This is a genomic window from Maribellus sp. CM-23 (genome assembly GCF_021354595.1).
In the GTDB taxonomy this organism is placed as follows: domain Bacteria; phylum Bacteroidota; class Bacteroidia; order Bacteroidales; family Prolixibacteraceae; genus Draconibacterium.
Genome location: NZ_JADWYJ010000009.1, coordinates 31,001 through 54,186, shown reverse-complemented (window position 1 = coordinate 54,186; position 23,186 = coordinate 31,001). Strand labels below are relative to the sequence as shown.

The following is a 23,186-nucleotide window of genomic DNA, read 5'->3' as shown; positions in this document are numbered from 1 at the left end:
TAAGATGAAAAATATATATATCATATTTTATGCGCTATTACTGGTATTGATAACAATATCGTGTAAGGACAATCTTCTGGATACCGACCCTTACGGTTCTAAATATCAGGAGGAACTGGTTTGGGGTAGCCGCACAAATGCCGATGCCTTTGTGAATCAAACATACAGCGATGTATTAAACGGCTTGTTCTCGGATTTTGTAACCATGGAAAGCTGGACTTCAAACGGAGCGTACTGCCATGGCGACGAAGTAGTGCCTGATGAAACCTATACGCGCGAAACCGATTTTGGCTTCGGAAAGTTTAGTTTGATACGCCAGTGTAACCTGATTATTGAAAAAGCAGCAGCATCAGAAGGTTTATCCGAAAACGATAAAACAGAATTGGTTGCCGATGGGAAATTTCTACGGGCCATGGTATATTTTTGGCAGGCACGTCGTTTCGGACGTGTAGTTTGGGTTGACAAGGTGCTGACCGAAAATGAAGAATCCTACAAATTGCCTCTTACTCAGAACACTGCTGAAACATACAGTAAAATTGTGAAGGACCTGGACGATGCCATTGCAAGCTTGCCCGAAACTGCACTTCCCGGAAAGGCAAGCAAATACACTGCTGCTGCCATCAAGAGTGAGGTTTGTTTACAGGCGGCTGCCTATACAGGCGACGATACTTATTACCAAAAGGCAATTGATGCTGCCGATATGGTGATAGATGAAGGACCTTTTTCAATTGACCCGAATTACGGAAGCATATTTAACGAGCAGGGACGTTTCTCGAATGAAATCATTCTGGGGTTATATAGAGATAAGGCCAATACAGTATGTAACGACATTCAGGATTTGCAATGGTGTGTACCCAATCTGAAACGTGATGTACTGGTAAGTAATGGATTCTATCCGGTTTGGAAAGCTAATTTCGAAATTTTCGAAGCATGGAACCGGCATACTCCGACGCAGACTTTGGTAGATAATTACCTGATTATTGACGAAAATACAGGAAAGGCTTTGCCTTGGAACCAGACTTCACAGTTTACTGAAAATATGGAGCTGATAGGAGACCGGGAATGGAAGGTAAAAGATGGCGTTGACCTGGAAGTGAATGACATCATTTATGGGAATGCAGACTTGCGCCTGGATCAGACAGTGGTTCGCGATGGTTCAACCTGGTTTGGAGAAGATATTGCAACAAGGGTTAAAGGAAACTTATGGAGATACGCTTATAATGGAGCGCGTCAGTGGAGCATCTCAAGTACCGGGTACTATTGGAGAAAAGGTACTTACAATGTTTCTCCAAGAGTTTATGTGGGTATTCCAACCGATTATCATTACGTTATTATACGTCTTGGCAGGGTGTATTTAAATAAAGCAGAAGCATTACTTCGTCAGAACAAAGTAAGTGAGGCAGTTGAAGCCCTGAATGTTACGCGGGTGCAGCACGGAGGACTACCCGCTTCCACTGCAAGTTCGCTGCAGGATGCTTGGACCGACTACAAACGCGAACGCCGTGTAGAACTGGTAAAAGAACGCGATTTTTACTGGACGCTTTTACGTTGGGGAAAATACGGTGGCGAAGCCAATCATGGCCGCGAAGCAGGTGGAGTAGTTTACGAAATGAAAGATGAAGTACCTGGAGTTATCCTGATTTCTGAAAATAGAAAATCGTTCTACGCGAGAACTTATGCCGATGAAGGGGAAAACTATTTGAATATTGAAGTCAGGGTTTTCAGCCCCGACAGAAGATACCTTTTCCCAATTCCTAAAAGTCATATCGACCGCAACGAGAATTTAACCCAAAATCCGGGGTGGTAAAAAGTGGAAGCATAAATACTAAATTGAAATACAATGAAAAGAATATTGAATTATAAAACACTGATTTTAATGCTTGGGGTTTTGTTTAGCTTCACCTCATGTTTGAAAAGAGGTTTAGATGACTTGCCAGCTTTCGACGAGGCAGAAATTGCCAATATATTCTTCGAACACCGTTACCTCGATCCAGATGATGAGTGGATTGACGGTTCTGAGGTTGTAAAAAACCAAAGACTCGAAGTCGCTAAAGAGATCAACGGGAATGAAGTAGATGTTATCATTACAGTTCCTGAAGCCAGTGGAACCTTTACTGAGGAGGAACGCCAGAACGTTTCACTGAGTAACATCGTTTGCTACATGAATATCTCAACCGCTGCAACGATTGAGCCTGTTGATGGGGCACCGGTACTTGGTAAACCAGGTGACTTTTCTACTTCGCGTAAGTATAAAATTACTGCTGCCAATGGCAAAACAGCACAGACCTGGACGATAAAAATAACTGAATTGGTTTTAAATTAAAGTAAGCATAAGGATGTAGGCTAAGCTAGTTAGATCAGAGCCGTTGCCGGTAACCGGAATTTCCAAGCCGGCAACGGACTCTTAGTTGGCTTTATTCGCATGTTTTTTAGAATTTTTATCCTGTATCATTATTGCGTGTTCGTTTCTTCCAGTTGTGCGATTTTGTTGAGAGCAGTCTGTATATGTTTCGTAATAAACGTGATAAGGATGTTTTTCACTACTATTTCTTAACCAAGAAATAGGAAGTGCGAAAGAATCGAATTAGTTAAGACAATATAACTATTTCAAAACTACCAGGAACTTACCAGGTATTTTGCATGAAAATGCTAAAGATATCGACCTGTTCTTTTATGAATTTACATAAGAATCCTGGTAGTTGTCGAAGAATAAGTGTTGTATAGAATTTAAAGAGAAATTGACACTTTATTAGTGACATACACAACATCAGATTTCCTTTCAGAAAAACGAAAATTGAAAAAATAACTAAACTGATAACCAGTGAAACAGAACTTACTACTCCTTGGATTGTGTTTGTTTTTCCTGATCCAGGGAAGAGCACAGAATAATACCTTTATTCCTTTTGCTGAATTGCCTGGGGGACCGCAAAATACACCGGCAAAACTGAACATTGGAGACGATAAAAAAACGCTTAGATTACAGTATAACGGAGTCATTATTTTTGAAGGGACATTTGATAATCCGGTACAAGCTCTCCCTAGGGAAAATGGAGGGGAGATTATTGAACAACGAATTCAACTCAATTTTGAAAGTGAAACTACTGTTCATGCTTTTGTGTATGGAAGCTCAGAAGCTTTGGCCGCCGAAACCCGGGGTGATGCCCAGGAGAAATTGGCTTTGGTGCGTACTTCGCATGGATTGAGTAATAACCTGCGAAACAATGCTATTTACGACCGAAATCTCGACTGGATGCTTGAGCTGCCACAGGGGACTGTGATTCGATCCTCTCGAAACCCAAACGGTACCATTCAATTTGAACTCACTTTTACGGCAAAAAGTGCAGAGCTGGTTTTTCGTCCGCGTTACTATCAAAAACACAAGAACTTGCCTCATTTTCAACCCTGGACTTATTCTATTTATAAAGAGTCCATTACCGGATGGTGTTCGTGGTGGGCTTATTTCAGGGAATTTACAGAGGAGGATCATCTCGAATTATTGGAAATGTGGCAAAAGAAAAACATGGCCGATTATGGGTATCGCTTTATTCAGATTGATGATGTTTACCAAGGGGAAAATGACCGTGAGCGCACAAACTGTGCGCAAGCAAATGGGTATCTTGGAGGCCGGCCTACTACCTGGCTCGATTGGAAGAAAGACCTGTTTCCTTCAGGACTGACAGGTTATGTGACTTCGACTCACCAGGCAGGTTTTGATCCGGCGGTATGGATGGGTTGCTTCTTTTCGGATGAAGAAACAGTTCATGAACATCCGGATTGGTTTGTGCTCGATGCCTCAGGGAAACCTGCAGCAGCTCCATGGGTGAGCTATGTAATGGATGCCACAAATCCCGAAGTGGTTGAAGCATTGATTCGCCCTGTTTTTAAAGGCTTAAAAAACGCCGGAATAGAGTATGTGAAAATCGACCAGCTTCGTCACTACCTCTACGATAATTTGCACAATAACCTGGAATGGTGCAGAGAAAGGGGAGTTGGTCCGGATGAATTGTTACGGGCTTATTTGCGGGTTGCCCGTGAGGAGCTGGGGGATGATACGGTTATTCTTTCCTGTTGGGGGGTGTTGCCCGAATCCATTGGATTGGCTGATGCCTGCCGCATTGGTGGCGATGGTTATGGCCCGGTTACCTTGCAGCAATATAATTCGTGGAACGGCATCGTTTGGCGCAACGATCCTGATCATTGTGATGTGTCGCCCAACAAAAAAGGCAAAGATATTGGCAATGTAAAAGACCTGGAAGCCACACACGCAATAGAGCGGGAAACCATCATTCGTCCAGCCTTGGCCTCAATTGCCGGGGCTATGTTAATGCTTAGCGATAAACCAGAAGTTTATGAGGATGATAGTCGGATCTATGGTTTGCGCCGTTCATCGCCGGTTTTATTTTCAGTACCCGGACAATTGTACGACTTTGATCCGGGGAAAACGGATTGGCTAAAAAACAACGAACGCACCGATATTACTACAGGAAAACATCCTTCGCCCATTGATGGAGATCAGTTTGGAGAAGTGTGTCCCTATTGGCTGAATGAGTTTAATACCGGTTTTGAAAACTGGAATGTGTTACATCGCTTAAACTGGTCAGAAAGGAATCAAAAGTCGCTTGAGCCGGTTGTGCTTAAGTTTGCTGACTTAGGGCTTGATTCTTCGAAGGAATACCTGGTGTATGAGTTTTGGAGTGATAAAATGTACGGAGTATTAAAAGGTGATTTTGCTTTGGGTGAATTGGAACCTTATGGGTTGGAATCGCTGGCTATTCGGGAAAAGCTTGACCGTCCCCAATTAGTTTCTACAAACCGTCATTTGTCACAGGGAGCTGCTGAAATTGAAAAACTGTTGTGGGAGGAAAACTCACTAAAAGGACGCAGCCGGGTTGTGGCTGAAGATGAGTATGTAATTACGATATATGTTCCTGGAAATTATAAACTATCGTCGGCAATCGTAAATGGAGAAAAGGTAAAGACAGAACAAGCAGGGAATCTGTTAAAAGTTTTGTACTTGCCTGAAAAAACTGCATCACTTAGTTGGGAAGTGGTTTTTGAAGCATCAGAAAAAACAGGTAACTAAATGATTCTTACAGGTATTGAAATCTTGAAAGGATAAAATTATTCAGTATGAAAAGCCAAAATAAGACCAATCAACAAACTATTATAACGTGTTTTAAACCGTATTTTTTGTTCGCAGCCATGCTTGTATTGTTATTCCCGTGTCAGCTTCTTTATGCGCAGGATTACAGCATGGATTTGAGCACTGTTGAATACCCGCAATTGAAACACGATTTTAGAATGGGAAATCCGGGACCGGCGAATCAGGAGATAAAAGTGAATAGTCTTTATATGACTATCGGCGGAGAACCGGTTCTTCCGGTTATGGGCGAATTTCATTACAGTCGCTATGACAATCGCTACTGGAAAGAAACCCTTTTGAAAATGAAAGCTTCGGGGATAACCATTGTTAGTACGTATGCACTTTGGATTTATCACGAAGAGCTGGAAGGGCGGATGAACTGGACCGGAAACAATAACTTGCGGAAGTTTATCCAACTGTGCGATGAAGTGGGGCTGTTGGTACACCTGAGGTTTGGCCCGTATTGCAATGCCGAATGCCGTAATGGAGGTCTTCCCGATTGGTTAATGCAAAAACGTTATATCCGCAAGCGCTATAACGACCCGCTCTATTTGGCATATACCAGAAGATGGTACCAGGCGGTGTTCAGACAAGTTGAAGGCTTGCTGTATAAGGATGGCGGCCCGGTTATGGGCTTACAGCTCGAAAATGAATATGTAACTGAAGGGCATGTTGTTCCCCATTTAATGGAATTAAAGAAGATAGCAGTTGAAGAAGGTTTTGACGTGCCTGTCTATTCCATGACCCACTGGATGTCATCTGATTATCCGAAAAAAGAGATCATTCCCTATGCCGGTTATTATATTGAAACGCCTTGGACTCGGGGAACTGATGAGTTGCCGGTGAGTAACTTTCAGTTTTTTAGCTACAACCGCTTGTCCGATAATATCGGGACCGATTTAATAAAACTCAATGGCGAAGTACAATCGCTGAATTCACAGGAGCTGGAATCGCCTTATTTTACTTGTGAAGTAGGATTGGGAACTCCCAGTTTTTATCATCGCCGTCCCATAGTGCCGGAAGAAATGGCCGGAGCGAATATCAACCTTCGGCTTGGCTGTGGCGTGAACCTGATGGGGTATTACATGTACAGCGGAGGAAGTAACCAGGTGGGCAAACTGACGACGCTGGAGTCGTCAACCAGCCGGGTTTCGTATGATTATCAGGCTCCTTTGAGAGAGTTTGGGCAAATTGGTGCGGTAATGAACGAAACCAAGAAGTATAACTATTTTATGAATGATTTTGGGGGCGAGCTGGCCAAACAGGTTGCTTACCTCCCTGCTTCCAACGATAACACGGACAACCTTCAATGGGCTGTTCGCACTGATGGAGATCAGGGCTATCTGTTTTGCTCGAATTACCTTTATAAGCGCTCCAGAAAAAACTTTGAGAATGTGCAGTTTGAGGTGAAATTGAAGACGGAGACTTTGAAGATTCCGAGAACAGCAGTTACGATTAAAGATGGTGCCTATTTTATGTGGCCATTTAACCTGGAAATGGGGCAGGTTCAATTAAAATACGCAACGGCTCAGCCCATTGCAAAGCTTCAGAACGGACAAGATAAGCTGTGGGCATTTTTCGGGGATGATGCCATTCCTGCCGAATACTATTTCAGTGCAGATGGGATAAAGAATATAAAAGCAACCAACGGCAAGGTAAAGAAGGAAGCCAATGGATATTTTGTTTCTGATTTAAATCCGGGCACGGATTGTCTTATCGAAATTGAACAGAAAGATGGTTCAGTGATAAAAGTGCTGACTTTGACTGAGGAGCAATCGGATAAAGTATGGAAGTTTAAAAATACCGATACAGAATATTTGGCAGTGACCGAATCTGGGATTTTTGTTGAGGATGGGCAACTGACACTTTTCGCGGAAGCCAACCAACAGCAGGTTTTAACTTATCCGGGGCTATCCGTAAATCAACCAACAGATGGAATTTTTGAGGTCCATGAATTTGAAAAAGACGTTTTGAGTCTACCTGTTGAAGCTGTTGCTTATCGTCCTATGGAGAAATCGAATTGGATTGAATCAGCCAACAACACCGGGGGAAGTATAATCACAAAGAGCCTGGATGCCCGTTTACTAGCAGAAGTGAAAGAGGCAACGCTTCGATGTGCTTCTTCACAACCGGTTTCTGTTTATCTGAATGAGGTATTGATAGACCTAAAGCAAAACGGGAATTATTGGATGGCTGATTTGAGTGGCACATTCAATAATGCGGTAAACGATATTCGTATCGAGTCAGAGAATCCCGGCTTACAGTTTATTGGTGAAGTTGAGAGTTTGATGAAGAATGGAAGTCGTTTGCATTGGGCTACGGACCAGACTTGGGAGTCGGTTGGAGAAAACAGGTTGCCGGTTAATCGACTTGGCAGGCAGGGCAAAAACGGGCTGCCTTCTTTTAAGTGGAAAAAAGATGATGGACTGGATTATTATGAAATCAAACTTCCTACCGATATCCAATTTGGCGAAGAAGAGTTGCGGCTAGCTATTTCATTTAGAGGTGATCGTGCCGATGCTTATCTCGGCGAAGAACTGATCAGCGATTACCTGTTTGATGGCACAGACTGGGTGATTGGGATCAATCGTTACCAAGATCGTTTGCAGGACAATCCTCTTATGTTACGTGCCAAGGCTTTTGATACGGCAAGTCCCGATATTTATTTCGAGAAGTATGTCGATAAAACAGGACTTGATCAGGCAGCAATAACAACGATTGAGCTACATCCTGAATATCGTTTCAAGTTGGACCTCGAAAATTAGTCACCTTATTCATCCCAAAAACTGAGGGCTTTATCCCAATTCCCGATGAAATGAGTCTTTAAAATTGACTTAAACCTATTTTTAACCTGAAAGACCAGCCGATGGAAAATATACCGAAACGTCTGATTTTAATGAATCTTGTCCTGTTAATAAGCATTCTGTTGCAAGCTCAAATTATTGATGTAACTGATTCCGGTGCCATTCCCAACGATGGGGAAAACAACCGAGAGACCATTCAGCAAACCATTGCTCATCGGAAAGGCGATAGCTGGTATGTGGAATTTATTTCAGCGGAGAAAATGCCTTTTAATGCAGAACCTGACCTTGCTCTGTTGTGCGTGAAGAATGGGTATATTCTGGAGATAAGTGATTCAAAAGGAGAGTTGGTAGCCAATGAAAAATCACTAAGAAATTCTACTTATTCCAAGGAAATTACTCCCTATGGGGGAGTTGTATTTATTGTTTAACCAAACTAAAAGATAAGATATGTACCGATTATTACTGGGATTATTGTTTGTTGCCGGCATATTTGCCGGAAGTAATTGTTATGGAGTTACTTCGAAAACTAGTCGTGAACAAGAGAAAACGTTTGCTGATTTCAATCACGATTACTCGCAAACGCTGGTGATGAAACTGTTTCTTTCGAAACCTGATAGCGAAGGAAAACCAATGGTAGCCAATACTTTTGAAGATGCTATGGAAATCATTAAAATCACAGATGAGCTAACTTTGGGAGTGCCTAAAATCATTTATCTCGTAGGTTGGCAGTATAACGGGCACGACGATAAGTATCCGGCCTTTTTCTGTGTGAATGAAGCACTGAAACGTGAGCAAGATGCGGCGGCCCGGGAAAGCCTGATTTGGCTGATGGAAGAAGCCCGTAAATACCATACAGTGGTGAGTCTTCACATAAATATGACTGATGCTTATGACGACAGCCCGTTATGGCCGGAATATGTGAAAAACGACCTGATTTCGAAAACTCCCAACGGCAACCTGATGGTGATTGGCAATTATAATAACCGGAAAGCCTATCAGATTAACTACAAGAGGGAGTGGGAGAGTGGCTATGCAAAAATGCGTATCGACCGCCTGTTGGATTTGCTTCCACCATTGCGCGATGGGAAAACGATTCATATTGACGCGTGGATTGTACGCGATAGCAAAGGGCATTACGAATCGGCAGTAACCGAAGCCAAATATCAGCAGAAAGTGCTTGCCTATTGGAATCAACAAGGTATTGATGCAACCAGTGAGTGGGTGATGGATTACATGATTGGTAAAATTCCTTTTGCGTGGCATTTCAATCATTTTTCGCAAGAGGATTACCTGAACTATCCGGCCAGTACTTATACGGGAAGCGGATTGAATCGCGATTTGGAGTACACCGACTTTGGACTTGGCTTTTTGTTTGGAAAAAGCATGTATGGCGAAAATATTTTCCCGCAGCTGCACAAGAATCCGAATGATAAGGAGTGGAAGCAAAAGTTTGTCAACGAGTTTTATTTAAACTGTTTACAGTATTTTTTCTTGAATAAACATGTACGTATTCAAGTTGAGAGTGAAGGAGATGAGCGTACTGCTCATTTCTCGGATAATGTGCGTGTGTCATTGGCCGATAGTACGGTTTTTCAAGGCGATCGTCTTTTGAGGGAAAAGGGGTTTGTGGCTTTTCCTGTGGTGTGGAATAATGAAAATTGCCTGGCTGTTTATAGTACTAAATCAGAAAAACGGGAAATCACCATACCGGGCGACTGGGAAAGTGTGTCCCGAGTCCGGATTCAGGAAATTTCAGTAAATGGCGAAAAGAACGAGAAGGAGGTTAAGGTAACAGATGGAGCTTTTTTGCTTAAGATAGAAAACGGTAAGCCCTATATCATAAAGCCTTTGGTGAAGTAACTTGAAATTTGGAACGATGAAATTAAAATCATACAGTCTATTCCTGTTGTTTATATTGACCTGTAATTGGGCTGGTGCTAAAGAAATTAATCTCCGTGATTTTGGAGTAACTCCATGGTCGTATGAAAATGCATCACCAGCTATTGTAAAAGCACTGGAAGCAGCTAAAAGTGAGAAAGAGGTTGTGTTGAAGTTTCCGGGAGGTCGTGTGGACTTATGGCCCGGAGGTGCGGTTAAAAAAGAGCTTTACATTTCGAACTCGACGGAAGATGATACGCTCTCGAAAGTAAAAAACCTGGCAATTTACCTGGATGGTTTTTCCAATATCACGATTGATGGAAACAATACGCTGGTGGTTTTACATGGGAAAATGGTTTCGTTTGCAATTTTAAACAGTCAAAATGTAACCATCAGGAATATCCGTTTTGATTACGAGCGACCGACCATGGCTGAATTTAAGATACTTGAAATATCGTCTAATCAGACAAAATTGGAGGCTCATCCGGATACCCGTTTTGATGTGCACAATACCCAGCTTCTGTTTTATGGTGAAGGCTGGGGGGCGAAACCTTTGCATACCGTAGTTACCAAGCCTGAAAAGGATCAGGTTTTCCGGACTTCCTGGAAGGCTTTTGAGAGGCTCCAGGCTACAAAGGAATCAGCAAATACGGTTGTGTTTAATGGTGATGTTTCGGAGGCTGGTTTTCAGAAAGGCGATGTGCTCTCCATTCGTGATCCTTACCGAGATAACTGCGGGGCTTTTATCGACCTTAGCAAAAATATTGTGCTGGAAAATGTTTCCTTGCATTACATTCATGGGATGGGCATTATTTCCCTATTCTCCGAAGATATAACATTCAAAAAAGTTGCTGTTGCACCTCGCAAAGAATCGGGGAGAACCATTGCTGCTTTTGCTGATTGTTTTCATTTTTCGGGATGCAAAGGGTTAATAGAGGTGGATAGTTGCCGTACGTCAGGTTCGCACGATGATCCGATGAATGTGCATGGTACCCATCTTAAAATCACCAAGGTTGAAGGTGATAACAAGCTCAGGCTTCGCTTTATGCACCATCAAACCTATGGATTTAAGGCATTCTTTGCCGGTGATTCCGTGGCTTTTGTCAATCCTGATAATTTGATGATTTACGACTTTGGAAAAGTGAAGATAGCTCAAGTCATCTCGAAGCGAGAAATTGTATTGGAAATGGAAGAAACCCTTCCTGAAAATCTAAAAGAAGGTGATTGTGTGGAAAATATGAGTTGGACGCCTGAAGTGATTGTGCGCAACAGTCATTTTGAGCGAACGAGCACAAGGGGACTGTTGATTACTACCCGGCGAAAAGTGTTAATCGAAAACAATACGTTTTATCGCACGGGGATGCATGCCATCCTTATTGCCAACGACTGTAATTATTGGTATGAGTCCGGACCGGTTCGTGATGTGACTATTCGCGGAAACCGATTTTTGCAATGTGGCTTCACGCAAGGTGAAAAGGGGTATGTGATTTCCATTCAACCGGAGACACATAATTTTCCGAAGAATGAATACATCCACTCCAATATCCGTATAGAAGATAATGTTTTTGAATGTCTGGGGAGCCCGGTTTTGTTTGCCCGGTCCGTGAGAAACCTTTGGTTTAATAACAACAAGGTGGATTATATGCCACTATCCGAGCCAAATGAAACGCCGGTTGCCCGTTTTAGGCTTGAGCATTGTAAGGGGGTAAAGGTGGAAAACAACGAATTTAACGGCTTCCAAAGTCAGTTGCTTGAAGTAATGAACATGAAAGGATCGGAAGTAAAAACTGTTCCGAAAGGAATATTTGGAAACTAAGCTTGACCCCAAATAGCGATTAGAGGGGTAACGAATCAAAATGAAAATCAGTTAAAATACCCATGACAACGTTTTGGGACACACATAAGAGTAATTGAAAGGTATTGTCCGTGTCTTGATCCTGGTGTCTTGGTTCTAAACTTAAACAGATGAAATATTTCCTTTTTTTAATGATCTTATTCTTATCCAGCTGTATTTCAAAGAAGGAATCAGTTTACAGTGTTGCTGATCATCCCTGGGAAGAATCACTTGGTAATCACCGTGCCGTGCTTCAGGTTGAAGAACCAGCAGAAGCCGCTTTGATTGATATTGATTGGCGTCGGCACGATCGAGATCCGGCTGAAAAGCAATTCATTATTATCCATGAAAGTGGTGACACCATTCAGAATATTCATCGAATTGCGGTGGACAATGAGCGCTGCAAATTGGCTTTTGGACCTTTGAATAAGCCCGGGAAATACTTTTTCTATTACTTGCCCTATTTGGTTCAGGAGAATTATGGGTTTTACAATAAAGGTTATTTAAAGCCGGAAACGAAGCCCGCAGCTGATTGGGAGAATAAGCTTGATGGTACCAAACTGTTGAAGACAAAATTGATTGGCTTTCAGTCGCGAACAGTATTTGACAGCTTTTACCCCATGGAGGTAATCGCTCTCAAGTCAGAGAAAGATTCTCTCTTGAACAAGTATTCCCAAGACTTCCTGATTTTCCCGGAAGATCGTTCATTCCCGATTCGCATGCTCGATGAGATTCCAAGGAAATGGGTTGAAAGTGGTCCTTCAACGGTTTTTAAAGGTGAAGCGCTTAAAAATGAATACTATGCCTTTCAGCTAGGTGTTTTTGCTGCCCGAAAGGATTTTCAGAATTTAAAAATCGAGTTTTCAGGCTTGCAAAGCGACGATCATAAAATTGCAGCTGATGAACTGACTTGCTTCAATACCGGGGGAATTGGCCCTTATGGCGATCCGTTTGTAAAGCGGGTGGACCTGCCCCAGGGGAAAGTACAGCCACTGTGGATTGGTGTGGACATTTCGAAGGATATTCCAGCCGGAACTTATACGGGAACAGCAACCGTTTGGGCTGAAAATACGGAAAAACAAACTGTACAGCTTTCGTTGAAAATTGGCAATGAAGTGCTGGCTGACCGAGGAGATAGTGAGGCCTGGAGGCACTCGCGTCTGCGCTGGTTAAATTCCACATTGGGCATTGATGATGAACCAACCAACGGTTACAAGCCAATCTCATTTATCGGAGAAAGTACCTATGGTTTTACCGGAAAAACAATGACTATTGCTGATAACGGATTCCCGGGCTCGTTTAAAGTGAAAGAAACGGAAGTTCTGAATCGTCCCATTTCATTTGTGGTTGAAACTCCAAAAGGCAAAGAGCAGTTTTCGGAACCCCAAAATATACAGTTGGTGAAAAATGCTCCGGGAAAGATGATTGGAGCTTGGGAAAGCTATTCGGACAATCTAAAAATATCGGGCGCTGGAATCATCGAAGCGGACGGGTATATCAATTATAAATTAAGCGTAGAAGCTTTAAAGCCGGTTGATGCGAAAGATATCCGATTGGAAATTCCTTTTAAAAAGGAGGTTGCCGAATATATGATGGGCATGGACTTGCCCGGTGGTGTTGTCCCCAAAAAGCATTCGGCAAAGTGGAACGGGCCGCACGATAGTTTCTGGATTGGCAATACGCATGCCGGACTGTGGTGCGAATTGCGAGGCAGCAGCTACAGCGGACCTCTGCTAAACCTTTATCGCCCGGACTATCCGGCAAGTTGGTACAACCACGATCAAGGAGGTTTCCGTATTGAAAGCACACCTTCAGAGGTAAAAGCATTGGTTTATAGTGGTAAGCGTTCGTTGGAGAAAGGGGAGGAACTGACTTTTGAGTGGAGTATGCTGATGACTCCGGTTCAGGATATTGATTACAAAAGCCAGTTTGCCAATCGCTATTACCACAATGGTGGGCAGCCAGTACCATCGGACGAAGATCTTGAAAGTGGTGTTAAGATTGTGAATTTGCACCATGCAAATAACTACAATCCCCACATCAATTATCCTTTTGTCGCAGTCGACTCCATGAAATGGTTTGTGGACCGGATGCATGAGAAAGGGCAAAAAGTAAAAATTTACTACACCATCCGCGAACTGACCAACTATACTACTGAGTTGTGGGCACTGCGTAGCCTGGGTGATGAGATTCTGGGTGATGGTCGTGGAGGTGGTTACCCCTGGTTACGCGAGCACCTGGTTTCTAAATACCGCCCGCAATGGTATCAGTGGTTTCCCGATAAAAGTGCTGATGCATCTGTGGTTAATGCCCCAGGCGATTCACGTTGGTACAACTACTATATTGAAGGTTTGGCCTGGCTGGTACGCCACGTCGATATCGATGGACTGTACCTGGATGATGTGTCGTATGACCGCCGTACGGTTAAGCGCATCCGAAAAGTGCTTGACCGCGAGAAGCCGGGGTGCTTGATTGATTTGCACTCCAATACGGGTTTCAGTAAAGGTCCGGCCACGCAATACACCGAATATTTTCCGTATATGGATAAACTCTGGTTTGGAGAGAGCTTTATGTATAGCGAAATGGAACCTGCCAATTGGCTGGTTGAAGTATCCGGTATTCCATTTGGGTTGATGGGAGACATGCTTCACGGAGGAGGCAACCGCTGGTTGGGCATGGTGTATGGCATGACGGTTCGGCACCCCTGGGTGACCGAAGGCGTAACCTGCGACCCCCGGCCAGTATGGAAGGTTTGGGATGAATTTGGCATCGAGCAATCCCAAATGGTTGGTTTTTGGGAAAAAGAGCCTGTGGTACTAACCAATAATCCCAAGGTAAAAGCAACCGCTTATATCCGCGATGGCAAAACTTTAATTGCACTGGGAAACTGGTCGGATAAGACGGAAAAAGTTCAACTGAACCTGGATTGGGATAGAATTGGCTTTTCATCGGCAAATGTAAGACTAATTGCCCCGGAAATAGCAGACTTTCAACCATCCGCTCAGTTTGCTATTACAGATGAAATTCCGGTTGAAAGCAAGAAGGGATGGCTGTTTATTATTGAAGAAGGGGACTAATAAATACGATTTCTGAAAAATGAATGTAAAACTCTTGACGAATGGTTGTTGAGCGTTTTAAAAAGACAAATAATCAACGAATCAAATAATCAAACAATGAAACAACTAAACTACTACTATTCTTTTTGCCTTTTATTGGCTGTATGTGGGGTGTTGCAATTTAGCCCTTTAAACGCCCAGGATATCGAGCGCCAGCGTCCTGAGGAATGGAAACAGCTGGTATGGGGTGGCCGCTTTATGGATCGCTTTGAAGCCATACCTCCAATTGGAGAACTGACTTCGGATACCTGGGGGGCTGATGCGGTAAGGCCCCGCTATACTGCTAATGGTATTGAAGATCCGCAGTGGTCGTATTGGGGGGGGAACATCCGAAAAGGCGATGATGGGAAGTACCACCTAATCGTTTGCCGCTGGCCCGAAAATTCAGAAAAAGGACATATGCAATGGACAAAATCCGAAGTGGTGCATGCAGTAGCCGAAAATCCTCAGGGACCCTTTCAGGTGCAGGGTGAAACCATTGGACAAGGTCATAACCCGGAGTTTTTCAGGCTAAAAGACGGGCGGTATGTCATTTATGTAATCAATGCCTACTATATTGCCGACGGACTGAATGGCCCTTGGACGAAGGGGGAGTTTACATTCGATCCGAGAGACCGGAAGATTCATGATGGCTTGTCGAATGTGAGTTTTGCTCAACGAAAAGACGGCTCCTACCTGGCTGTTTGCCGCGGTGGCGGAATCTGGATGAGTGAAACCGGCCTATCGCCTTATTACCAGGTAACGAACAAGTCAGTCTATCCTGCTTTTGACGGGCGTTATGAAGACCCGGTGATCTGGCGGACGCATATTCAGTACCATATGATCGTCAATGATTGGTATGGCCGAATTGCTTATTACCTCCGTTCGCCGAATGGCATCGACTGGAAAGTGGAACCTGGTGAAGCATACATGCCCGGAATTGCCAAATACGAGGATGGGACAGTAGAAGCCTGGTATAAATACGAGCGTATCAAAATGCTTCAGGATGAGTATGGCCGGGCTTATCAGGCTAATTTTGCCGTGATCGATTCATCCAAATGGGGCGATTTAGGGAGTGACAACCACAGTTCTAAGAACATTTGCATCCCACTTACCAAAGGAAAACTGCTGACCATTCTAGATAAGGAAGAAATAACCGAGGGCACCCCACTGATTCGGGTGAAGATTGAAGCAGAACCGGGCTTTGATCCTCATGCAGACATGGATTTAGAATCGCTTCGTTTTGGTGCTGCCGAAGAAGTTAACTTCGGACGGGGGAGTAAGCTTGTAAAAACAGAGCAACAAGGGAAAGACCTTGTCCTGTTCTTTGATGGTCAGGGAAATGGACTGACAGATGAGAATTTTGCCGCAAAGCTACTTGGTAAAACTAAGGATGGAAGCCTGCTGTTTGGTTACACCCGCTTGCCTTGGTTGATTTATGATACCCCAATCCTGTCAGCCCGAAAACCGGTTGTTTCTCATAAGAATGAAAAAACGATTGTCCGGATAGAAGTAGGCAATTATGGACTTGTAAACTCTGAAGAAACGAAGATTCAGGTAGAAGCTCAGGTTAGTGGAGAAGTTATTGATTTTGAGGCTAGTATTTGCGCCTTGGCTCCATTCGAAAAAACAATGATCGAATTGGAGTATTCCGGAATATTAGATAAAGATGCCATCTTTACTGTAATAGCAAAACAACAGGAAGTGCGTTTGTTCTCCGAATAACTGCTACAATTACTCTTGGAAAATCAATTAACATAGCAATACAGTTGTTTTCTAAGTAAAGAACAACTATCGAAACATACTTATTATTTGCTGCTTGTGAGTTGCGTATGAACCGGAGCTAAAATAATTTTGGTTCACGGTTTAGTTCGCATTTACAAACAATCATAATAAAGAGGAAAACATAAAAAAGAGTTAGATACGTAGATAAATCCATATAAAAAGATTACGGGTTCCTCTTATCTTTAAATGTTCGTTTTGTAACATCTGTTACAAAAATTGAAAACTATTATCTCTACCTTTTTGAGAAACTAAAAATTTCTCCAATGAAAGCCAAAGGAAGCGCACAGCGGGCACTAACCGGAACCACTCTTGGGTTCTTTTTTGGTTTTGCGGCAGTGGCACTTTACGGGCCAACCGCTGCTAAATTTAAGGAAGCAATGGACTTAACGCCGGCCTTAACGGGTTTACTGATTGCAATTCCTTCACTCTCAGGCTCTCTGTTGCGAATCCCTTTTGGTGCATGGGTTGATACTACAGGCGGTAAAAAGCCATTCCTGATTCTTTTGATTCTGAGTGTTATCGGACTGGGAGGTGTTACCTTATTGCTCTCGACCTCTTACCCCAATGCCATGAAAGGAATGTATGGTATGGTGTTGTTCTTTGGTTTCCTGAGTGGTTGCGGAATTGCCACTTTTTCGGTGGGTATCGGGCAAACTTCCTATTGGTTTCCCCGAAGCCGACAGGGGTTTGCACTGGGCGCCTTTGGTGGATTAGGAAACCTGGCACCGGGGATTTTTTCACTGATCCTTCCTATTTTTCTAAGCTACTACGGGTTTATTTCCGCTTATTTCGCCTGGTTTTTGTTTTTACTAACCGGAACCATTCTTTATGCCGTTGTAGGTGTTAATGCCCCGTACTTTCAATACCGAAAAGCCGGGGTTGCAGAAATTGATTCGCGCGACAAGGCATCGGCAGCCGGACAGGAACTATTTCCGGGAGGAAGTGTAATAGACAGCCTGCGAAACTCTGCCAGGGTGAAAAACACCTGGGCGTTGGTAGCCTTGTACTTCACAACCTTTGGCGGTTTTATTGCGCTCACCGCCTGGTTTCCTACTTATTGGAACGAATATCAAAATTTTAGCCCGGTAAAAGCAGGCTTGTTTACTGCCATATTTTCAATTTTGGCTTCGGCTATTCGAATACCCGGGGGCTCATTGGCTGATAAATTTGGTGGCGAACGAATTGCTTTTGCTGCAATGGCCGTCATATTAGTTGCTTCCGGAACACTTTCATTTTCCACCACAAGCCCGTCATGCATAAGTATGGCAATACTGCTTGCTACCGGTATGGGAATTGCTAACGCTGCCGTTTTTAAGCTTGTCCCGGCTTATGTCCCCAATGCGGTTGGCGGGGCAGCCGGCTGGGTTGGTGGGCTAGGGGCTTTTGGAGGCTTTGTTTTACCGCCGGTAATGGGAACTATTGCCGGATCACTGGGAGCTATTGGTTATGCACGCGGGTTTATGGTGTTTGTTGGCCTGGCAATAGTTGATTTGGTTATTATCGCCATCCTGCTTCGTTCGAAAAAATATCAACCATTAAAAGCACAATAAAGCACTAAAACTACACTCGAATTTTAATGCAAAAAAAGAATGCAAATGAAAAACATTACAAACGTTTTGTCTCAGGAACACCAAAACATTTTAAAGGTAATCGATCAGGTTCTGGAAGAATGTAACAGCTTACAAAAAGATAAATCTGTGAATCCGGACTTTTTCAGAGAAGTGATTTATTTCATTAAGAACTATGCCGATGGTTATCATCACAAAAAAGAAGAAGACATTTTGTTTAAGGCGATGCTTGGCGAAGCTGATAATATGCACTGCAATCCCATTCCGGTAATGTTGTATGAACACGACGAAGGACGAAATTATGTCAGAGGGATGGAAAACGCGCTCGCCGGGAACGATGTGTCCCAATTGATTGAAAATGCTGAAGCCTATTGTTACTTGCTTCAGGAACACATTTATAAAGAAGACAATGTGTTGTACCCCATGGCCGAAGAAGCACTGAATGAAAGTCAAAAAGAACAGGTCGGTCAGCTATATGCTGCCGTAAAACAATCTGATTTCTTTGCTCCGGAGATCGAAGAATTTATTCAAAATCTGAAAGAGCATTCCGCCTATGATCATCAGGATTAACTTATAACTGAAAGCAATGAAAACACGTGTATCCTTTCTGTTCATTTTGCTGATGTTAGCTAACGCGCCTTTTGCCAAGGCACAAAACGAAGGCGAAAAACTGTTTAAAGCAACCTGCATGGCTTGCCATACCATTGGAAGTGGCAAATTAGTAGGGCCCGATCTGAAGGGGGTAAACAAAAAAGTGAACCCGGAATGGCTGATCAGTTTTATCCGCTCATCACAAAAAATGATAAAGGATGGTGATTCTCTTGCTGTGGCATTGTTTAAGGAGTACAACCAAATTCCCATGCCTGACAATAATCTGAGTGACGACCAAATTCGTAGTATTCTGAGTTATATCGAAACAAAATCGGGAGGTGAAGAAACACCTATAGAACAGGCAACAGGTGAAAAACAGCAAGCACAGGATACTATGGTCGGACAACCCCGCATTACGTATACCGATGCCCAACTTAATGAAGGAAACTCACTTTTTTACGGGTATAAACCGTTCGAAAATGGGGCGCCGCCATGTGCTTCGTGTCATTCACTAAACGATGGGATTTTAATTGGTGGTGGCAATCTGAGCTTTAATCTCAGTCAGTCGTACGCGAAATTGGGAATGCCGGGTATAAATGCAATTCTTTCCAACCCGCCGTTTCCGGCCATGCAAGATGCTTTAAAAGGAAAAGACCTGACCGGGAAGGAAAAAGAAGCCTTGATGGCTTTGGTGCATTATTCTGGTCAGCACGAAGTCAGTACCGGAAGTTTTTCAAGTACAATCATTTTCCTTGCAATGTCACTGGTTCTAGCCCTGTTTTTATTGATACACATTTATCTTTCTTATGATTATAGGAAAATTCCGTCGTGAATCGCCAGGTTTAATTTAGAAACCACAAAACAAATCATATGAGTTGGATTAAAGATTTAATATCACCCAAAGCCCGCCAATGGGAAGAATTTTACCGTAACCGCTGGCAACATGATAAAACCGTACGAAGTACCCACGGGGTGAATTGTACCGGCGGGTGCAGCTGGAATATTCATGTAAAAGACGGGATTGTGGTTTGGGAATCGCAGGCACTCGACTATCCTTTGCTCGAAGATTCCCTGCCCAATTACGAGCCGCGTGGATGTCAGCGAGGAATTTCGTTTTCGTGGTATCTGTATAGCCCGGTTCGGGTGAAATACCCAATGATCCGCGGTGCGTTAATCGATATTTACCGGGCCGAAAAAGAAAAAACTCGTGATGCAATGCTGGCCTGGGAAAATATTCAGCAAAACCCGGAACTTCGGAAACGGTATCAAAAAGCAAGGGGTAAAGGAGGATTTAGGCGGATTGAGTGGAACGAAGCACTCGAAATAGTTGCCGCTGCCAATATTTACACGGCAAAAAAACATGGCCCCGACAGGGTGGTGGGTTTTTCACCAATCCCAGCCATGTCGATGATGAGCTTTGCTGCCGGCTCCCGCTTTTTACAGTTGTTTGGAGGGGTAAACCTGAGTTTCTACGACTGGTATTGCGACCTGCCCAATTCCTTCCCCGAAATATGGGGAGAACAAACCGATGTGGGTGAAAGCGCCGATTGGTACAATGCCAAATTTGTTGCTGTAATGGGCGCTAACCTGGGGATGACCCGGACTCCCGATGTACATTTCTTTGCCGAATCGCGACACAACGGTACCAAAACGGTGGTGTTTTCGCCCGATTTTAGCATGGTGGCCAAGTATGCCGACCAATGGATACCGGTTCATGCCGGGCAGGACGGTGCTTTTTGGATGGCCGTTACCCACATCATTCTGAAAGAAGCCCATCACGAACAGCAGGTGCCTTATTTTATTAATTACACAAAAAAATATACCGATGCACCTTTTTTAGTTGAACTCGAAAAAGAAGGAGACAAATACACGCCCGGAAGGTTAGTTCGTGCCAACAGAATAAAAAAATATAAAAACATCGAAAACGGCGACTGGAAGTTTCTGAATATAGACGAGAAAACAAACGAGTTTATTTGTCCGCGTGGAAGTTCGGGGCACCGGTGGCAGGAAAAAAAGGGTAACTGGAACCTTCAGTCGAATGATGGCGAAACCGGACAGGAATACAGTCCGTTGCTTAGCCTGATTGACAAACATGATGAAGTGCTTCAGATTGAATTTACCCGCTTCGAGCAAAAGCAAACCATGAAAAGGGGAGTGCCTGTCCGCTTCCTGGAGACCGAAGACGGAAAGCTGGCTTATACTACGGTTTACGACCTGATGATGGCACAATACGGGATAGACCGTGGGCTTTCCGGTGAGTTTCCGACAGGATACGATGATGCGTCAGCTGTTTATACTCCTGCTTGGCAGGAAATTTACACCGGGATAAGCACCGGAACCGTGATTCGTTTTGCCCGAGAATGGTACAATACCGCCAGTGTCACAAACGGAAAATGTATGGTTATTATTGGTGCTGGCATTAACCACTGGTATCACAGCAACCTGATTTACCGGTCGGCTACCATGGCGCTGATTCTCACTGGCTGTATTGGGGTGAATGGTGGTGGCATGAACCATTATGTAGGGCAGGAAAAACTGGCTCCACAGGATTCGTGGGGAACCATTATGTCGGGGAAAGACTGGAAAATTCCACCTCGGTTTCAGCAAACGCCCATCTGGCACTATATTCATTCCGACCAGTGGCGTTATGATGGCAACCAGGCCGATTACAATACTGTACCCGAGAATGCGTTTTCAACCCAGCACTCAGCCGACTTAATTGCTAAATCGGTACGCAACGGCTGGATGCCGTTTTATCCGCAATACAATAAAAATCCGCTCGACTTAGGTAAAAAAGCTCAAGAGGCAGGGATGGCAGAAGGTTCCAAAATGCAGGATTTCATTGTAAATCAACTGAAAACAGGTGAGTTGAAATATGCCGTCAACCAGCCGGATAATGAGGAAAACTTTCCGCGGGTTTGGTATATATGGCGTGGCAACGCGCTTATGTCGAGCGCTAAAGGACACGAATATTTTTTGAAACATTATCTTGGGACCCACCACAACAATATTGCAGATGAGGTAGCCAAAGAATTTGTAAAAGAAATTGAATGGAAAGAAAATGCTCCTGAAGGAAAAATGGATCTTGTAGTTGACCTGAACTTCAGGATGGATACTTCGGCACTTTATTCCGACATTGTGCTGCCTGCCGCTTCGTGGTACGAAAAAGCTGACCTGAATAGTACCGATATGCATTCTTTCATTCATCCGCTTTCGGCTGCCATTCCGCCTGTGTGGGAGTCGAAACCCGATTGGGAAATATTCCGTGAAATTGCCCGGGTAACCAGTGAGCTTGCCAAAGTTCACCTGCCCGGTGTACAATTGGATCTCGTCAATACACCGATAAACCACGACTCGAAAGGAGAGATTGCACAAACCGAAATTAAAGACTGGTTTACCGGGGAGTGTGAGCCCCAGCCCGGAAAAACCATGCACAATATTGTGCCTGTTGAGCGCGATTACACCAAATTGTATGACCGATTCATCAGCTTGGGCGATGGGGTTAGAAATGGTGTTGGAGCACATGGCGTGTCGTTTCAATGCGAAGATTTTTACGATAAACTACTGAACGGAGAGAAAAAAGTAAATACAATTGATGGACAGGTTTACCCGTCAATAAGGGAAGATGTGGAGGCCATTGACGCAGTATTGCTGTTGTCGTCGTTAACCAACGGAAAACTTAGCGAACGGGCTTACAAAACAGCAGAAAAAAATACAGGTATTGATTTGAGCCGGCTGCGTCCTCAAAATAACGATGCCTTGCTGACTTACAAAGACCTTCAATCACAACCGCGGCGACTGCTCAACTCGCCTCTCTGGTCTGGATTGGTTGAAAACGGACGGGCTTATTCAGCCTTCTCTTATAACATTGAATACCTTGTTCCGTGGCGAACACTAACCGGCCGACAACATTTTTATCTCGATCACCAGGGATATATTGCATTTGGCGAGCACCTGCCTACTTACAAACCTTCGCCACGCCCCGAGGTTTACGGCGATTTGCGTAAATCGGTTAACGATGGGGCGGCTAAATTGCTGAATGTACTCACACCTCACGGGAAATGGCACATCCATTCAACGTATGGCGACACGCTGAGAATGCTCACTCTTTCGCGCGGAATGGAGCCTTGCTGGCTCAGCGAAAAGGATGCGGCCAGCATGGGAATTAAAGACAATGATTGGGTGGAAGTGCTGAATGATAATGGTGTTTATTGCACCCGTGCTTGTGTGAGTTCGCGTATTCCAGCCGGAATTTGCATTGTTTACCATTCGCCTGAGCGGACTTATTCGGTACCGAAATCACCCAGTCGCAACAATAGGCGGGCAGGCGGACACAACAGCCTAACACGCGTTCACCTGAAGCCGAATCTGCTGGTTGGCGGATACGGACAATTTACCTTTCACATGAATTACTGGGGACCGGTTGGCGTTAATCGCGACACCTTTGTGCTGGTAAAAAAGATGGAACAAGTTCAGTTTTAATTTGAA

General features: G+C 43.9%; 12 protein-coding genes and 1 pseudogene. All 13 read left to right on the top strand.

Going from position 1 to position 23,186, the window contains the following annotated elements:
* The first annotated feature begins 4 nt into the window (after positions 1-4).
* Complete coding sequence (locus INQ51_RS21755) at positions 5-1,807, top strand: RagB/SusD family nutrient uptake outer membrane protein (RefSeq protein ID WP_233380098.1); 1,803 nt, start codon at positions 5-7, stop codon at positions 1,805-1,807.
* Between the two features lie 33 nt (positions 1,808-1,840).
* Positions 1,841-2,323, top strand: coding sequence for a DUF5018-related domain-containing protein (locus INQ51_RS21750; protein ID WP_233380097.1), 483 nt, complete (start codon positions 1,841-1,843; stop codon positions 2,321-2,323).
* A 498-nt stretch (positions 2,324-2,821) separates the two neighbouring features.
* Positions 2,822-5,083, top strand: coding sequence for an alpha-galactosidase (locus INQ51_RS21745; RefSeq protein WP_233380096.1), 2,262 nt, complete (start codon positions 2,822-2,824; stop codon positions 5,081-5,083).
* A 47-nt stretch (positions 5,084-5,130) separates the two neighbouring features.
* Entirely contained in the window at positions 5,131-7,908 is a 2,778-nt protein-coding gene (locus INQ51_RS21740; RefSeq protein ID WP_233380095.1) for a beta-galactosidase, read from the top strand.
* Between the two features lie 101 nt (positions 7,909-8,009).
* Positions 8,010-8,375 carry a hypothetical protein gene (locus tag INQ51_RS21735; RefSeq protein ID WP_233380094.1) on the top strand — a complete coding sequence of 122 codons (366 nt, stop codon included), beginning with the start codon at positions 8,010-8,012 and terminating at the stop codon, positions 8,373-8,375.
* Between the two features lie 19 nt (positions 8,376-8,394).
* On the top strand, positions 8,395-9,807 hold the full coding sequence (locus tag INQ51_RS21730; RefSeq protein ID WP_233380093.1) for an endo-alpha-N-acetylgalactosaminidase family protein: 1,413 nt from the start codon (positions 8,395-8,397) through the stop codon (positions 9,805-9,807).
* Between the two features lie 16 nt (positions 9,808-9,823).
* A complete protein-coding gene (locus INQ51_RS21725; RefSeq protein WP_233380092.1) occupies positions 9,824-11,641 on the top strand; it encodes a right-handed parallel beta-helix repeat-containing protein in 1,818 nt (605 codons plus the stop codon).
* A 149-nt stretch (positions 11,642-11,790) separates the two neighbouring features.
* Positions 11,791-14,736 (top strand): glycoside hydrolase domain-containing protein, encoded by a 2,946-nt coding sequence (locus INQ51_RS21720; RefSeq protein WP_233380091.1) that lies wholly within the window; start codon positions 11,791-11,793, stop codon positions 14,734-14,736.
* A 96-nt stretch (positions 14,737-14,832) separates the two neighbouring features.
* Entirely contained in the window at positions 14,833-16,479 is a 1,647-nt protein-coding gene (locus INQ51_RS21715) for a glycoside hydrolase family protein (RefSeq protein ID WP_233380090.1), read from the top strand.
* A gap of 323 nt (positions 16,480-16,802) precedes the next feature.
* Positions 16,803-18,089: an MFS transporter gene (locus tag INQ51_RS21710; protein ID WP_233380089.1), complete on the top strand. Its 1,287-nt coding sequence runs from the start codon at positions 16,803-16,805 to the stop codon at positions 18,087-18,089.
* A gap of 45 nt (positions 18,090-18,134) precedes the next feature.
* On the top strand, positions 18,135-18,677 hold the full coding sequence (locus INQ51_RS21705) for a hemerythrin domain-containing protein (RefSeq protein ID WP_233380088.1): 543 nt from the start codon (positions 18,135-18,137) through the stop codon (positions 18,675-18,677).
* A gap of 16 nt (positions 18,678-18,693) precedes the next feature.
* Entirely contained in the window at positions 18,694-19,530 is an 837-nt protein-coding gene (locus INQ51_RS21700) for a c-type cytochrome (protein WP_233380087.1), read from the top strand.
* 35 nt (positions 19,531-19,565) lie between these two features.
* A pseudogene (locus INQ51_RS21695) lies at positions 19,566-23,180 on the top strand (nitrate reductase subunit alpha); the annotation flags it as partial.
* Positions 23,181-23,186 lie beyond the last annotated feature (6 nt).

What these genes read in the sequence shown, in the direction of transcription:
- INQ51_RS21755 (WP_233380098.1), top strand. Translation starts at nt 5, where the DNA reads ATGAAAAATATATATATCATATTTTATGCGCTATTACTGGTATTGATA.
- INQ51_RS21750 (WP_233380097.1), top strand. Translation starts at nt 1,841, where the DNA reads ATGAAAAGAATATTGAATTATAAAACACTGATTTTAATGCTTGGGGTT.
- INQ51_RS21740 (WP_233380095.1), top strand. Translation starts at nt 5,131, where the DNA reads ATGAAAAGCCAAAATAAGACCAATCAACAAACTATTATAACGTGTTTT.
- INQ51_RS21735 (WP_233380094.1), top strand. Translation starts at nt 8,010, where the DNA reads ATGGAAAATATACCGAAACGTCTGATTTTAATGAATCTTGTCCTGTTA.
- INQ51_RS21730 (WP_233380093.1), top strand. Translation starts at nt 8,395, where the DNA reads ATGTACCGATTATTACTGGGATTATTGTTTGTTGCCGGCATATTTGCC.
- INQ51_RS21725 (WP_233380092.1), top strand. Translation starts at nt 9,824, where the DNA reads ATGAAATTAAAATCATACAGTCTATTCCTGTTGTTTATATTGACCTGT.
- INQ51_RS21720 (WP_233380091.1), top strand. Translation starts at nt 11,791, where the DNA reads ATGAAATATTTCCTTTTTTTAATGATCTTATTCTTATCCAGCTGTATT.
- INQ51_RS21715 (WP_233380090.1), top strand. Translation starts at nt 14,833, where the DNA reads ATGAAACAACTAAACTACTACTATTCTTTTTGCCTTTTATTGGCTGTA.
- INQ51_RS21710 (WP_233380089.1), top strand. Translation starts at nt 16,803, where the DNA reads ATGAAAGCCAAAGGAAGCGCACAGCGGGCACTAACCGGAACCACTCTT.
- INQ51_RS21705 (WP_233380088.1), top strand. Translation starts at nt 18,135, where the DNA reads ATGAAAAACATTACAAACGTTTTGTCTCAGGAACACCAAAACATTTTA.
- INQ51_RS21700 (WP_233380087.1), top strand. Translation starts at nt 18,694, where the DNA reads ATGAAAACACGTGTATCCTTTCTGTTCATTTTGCTGATGTTAGCTAAC.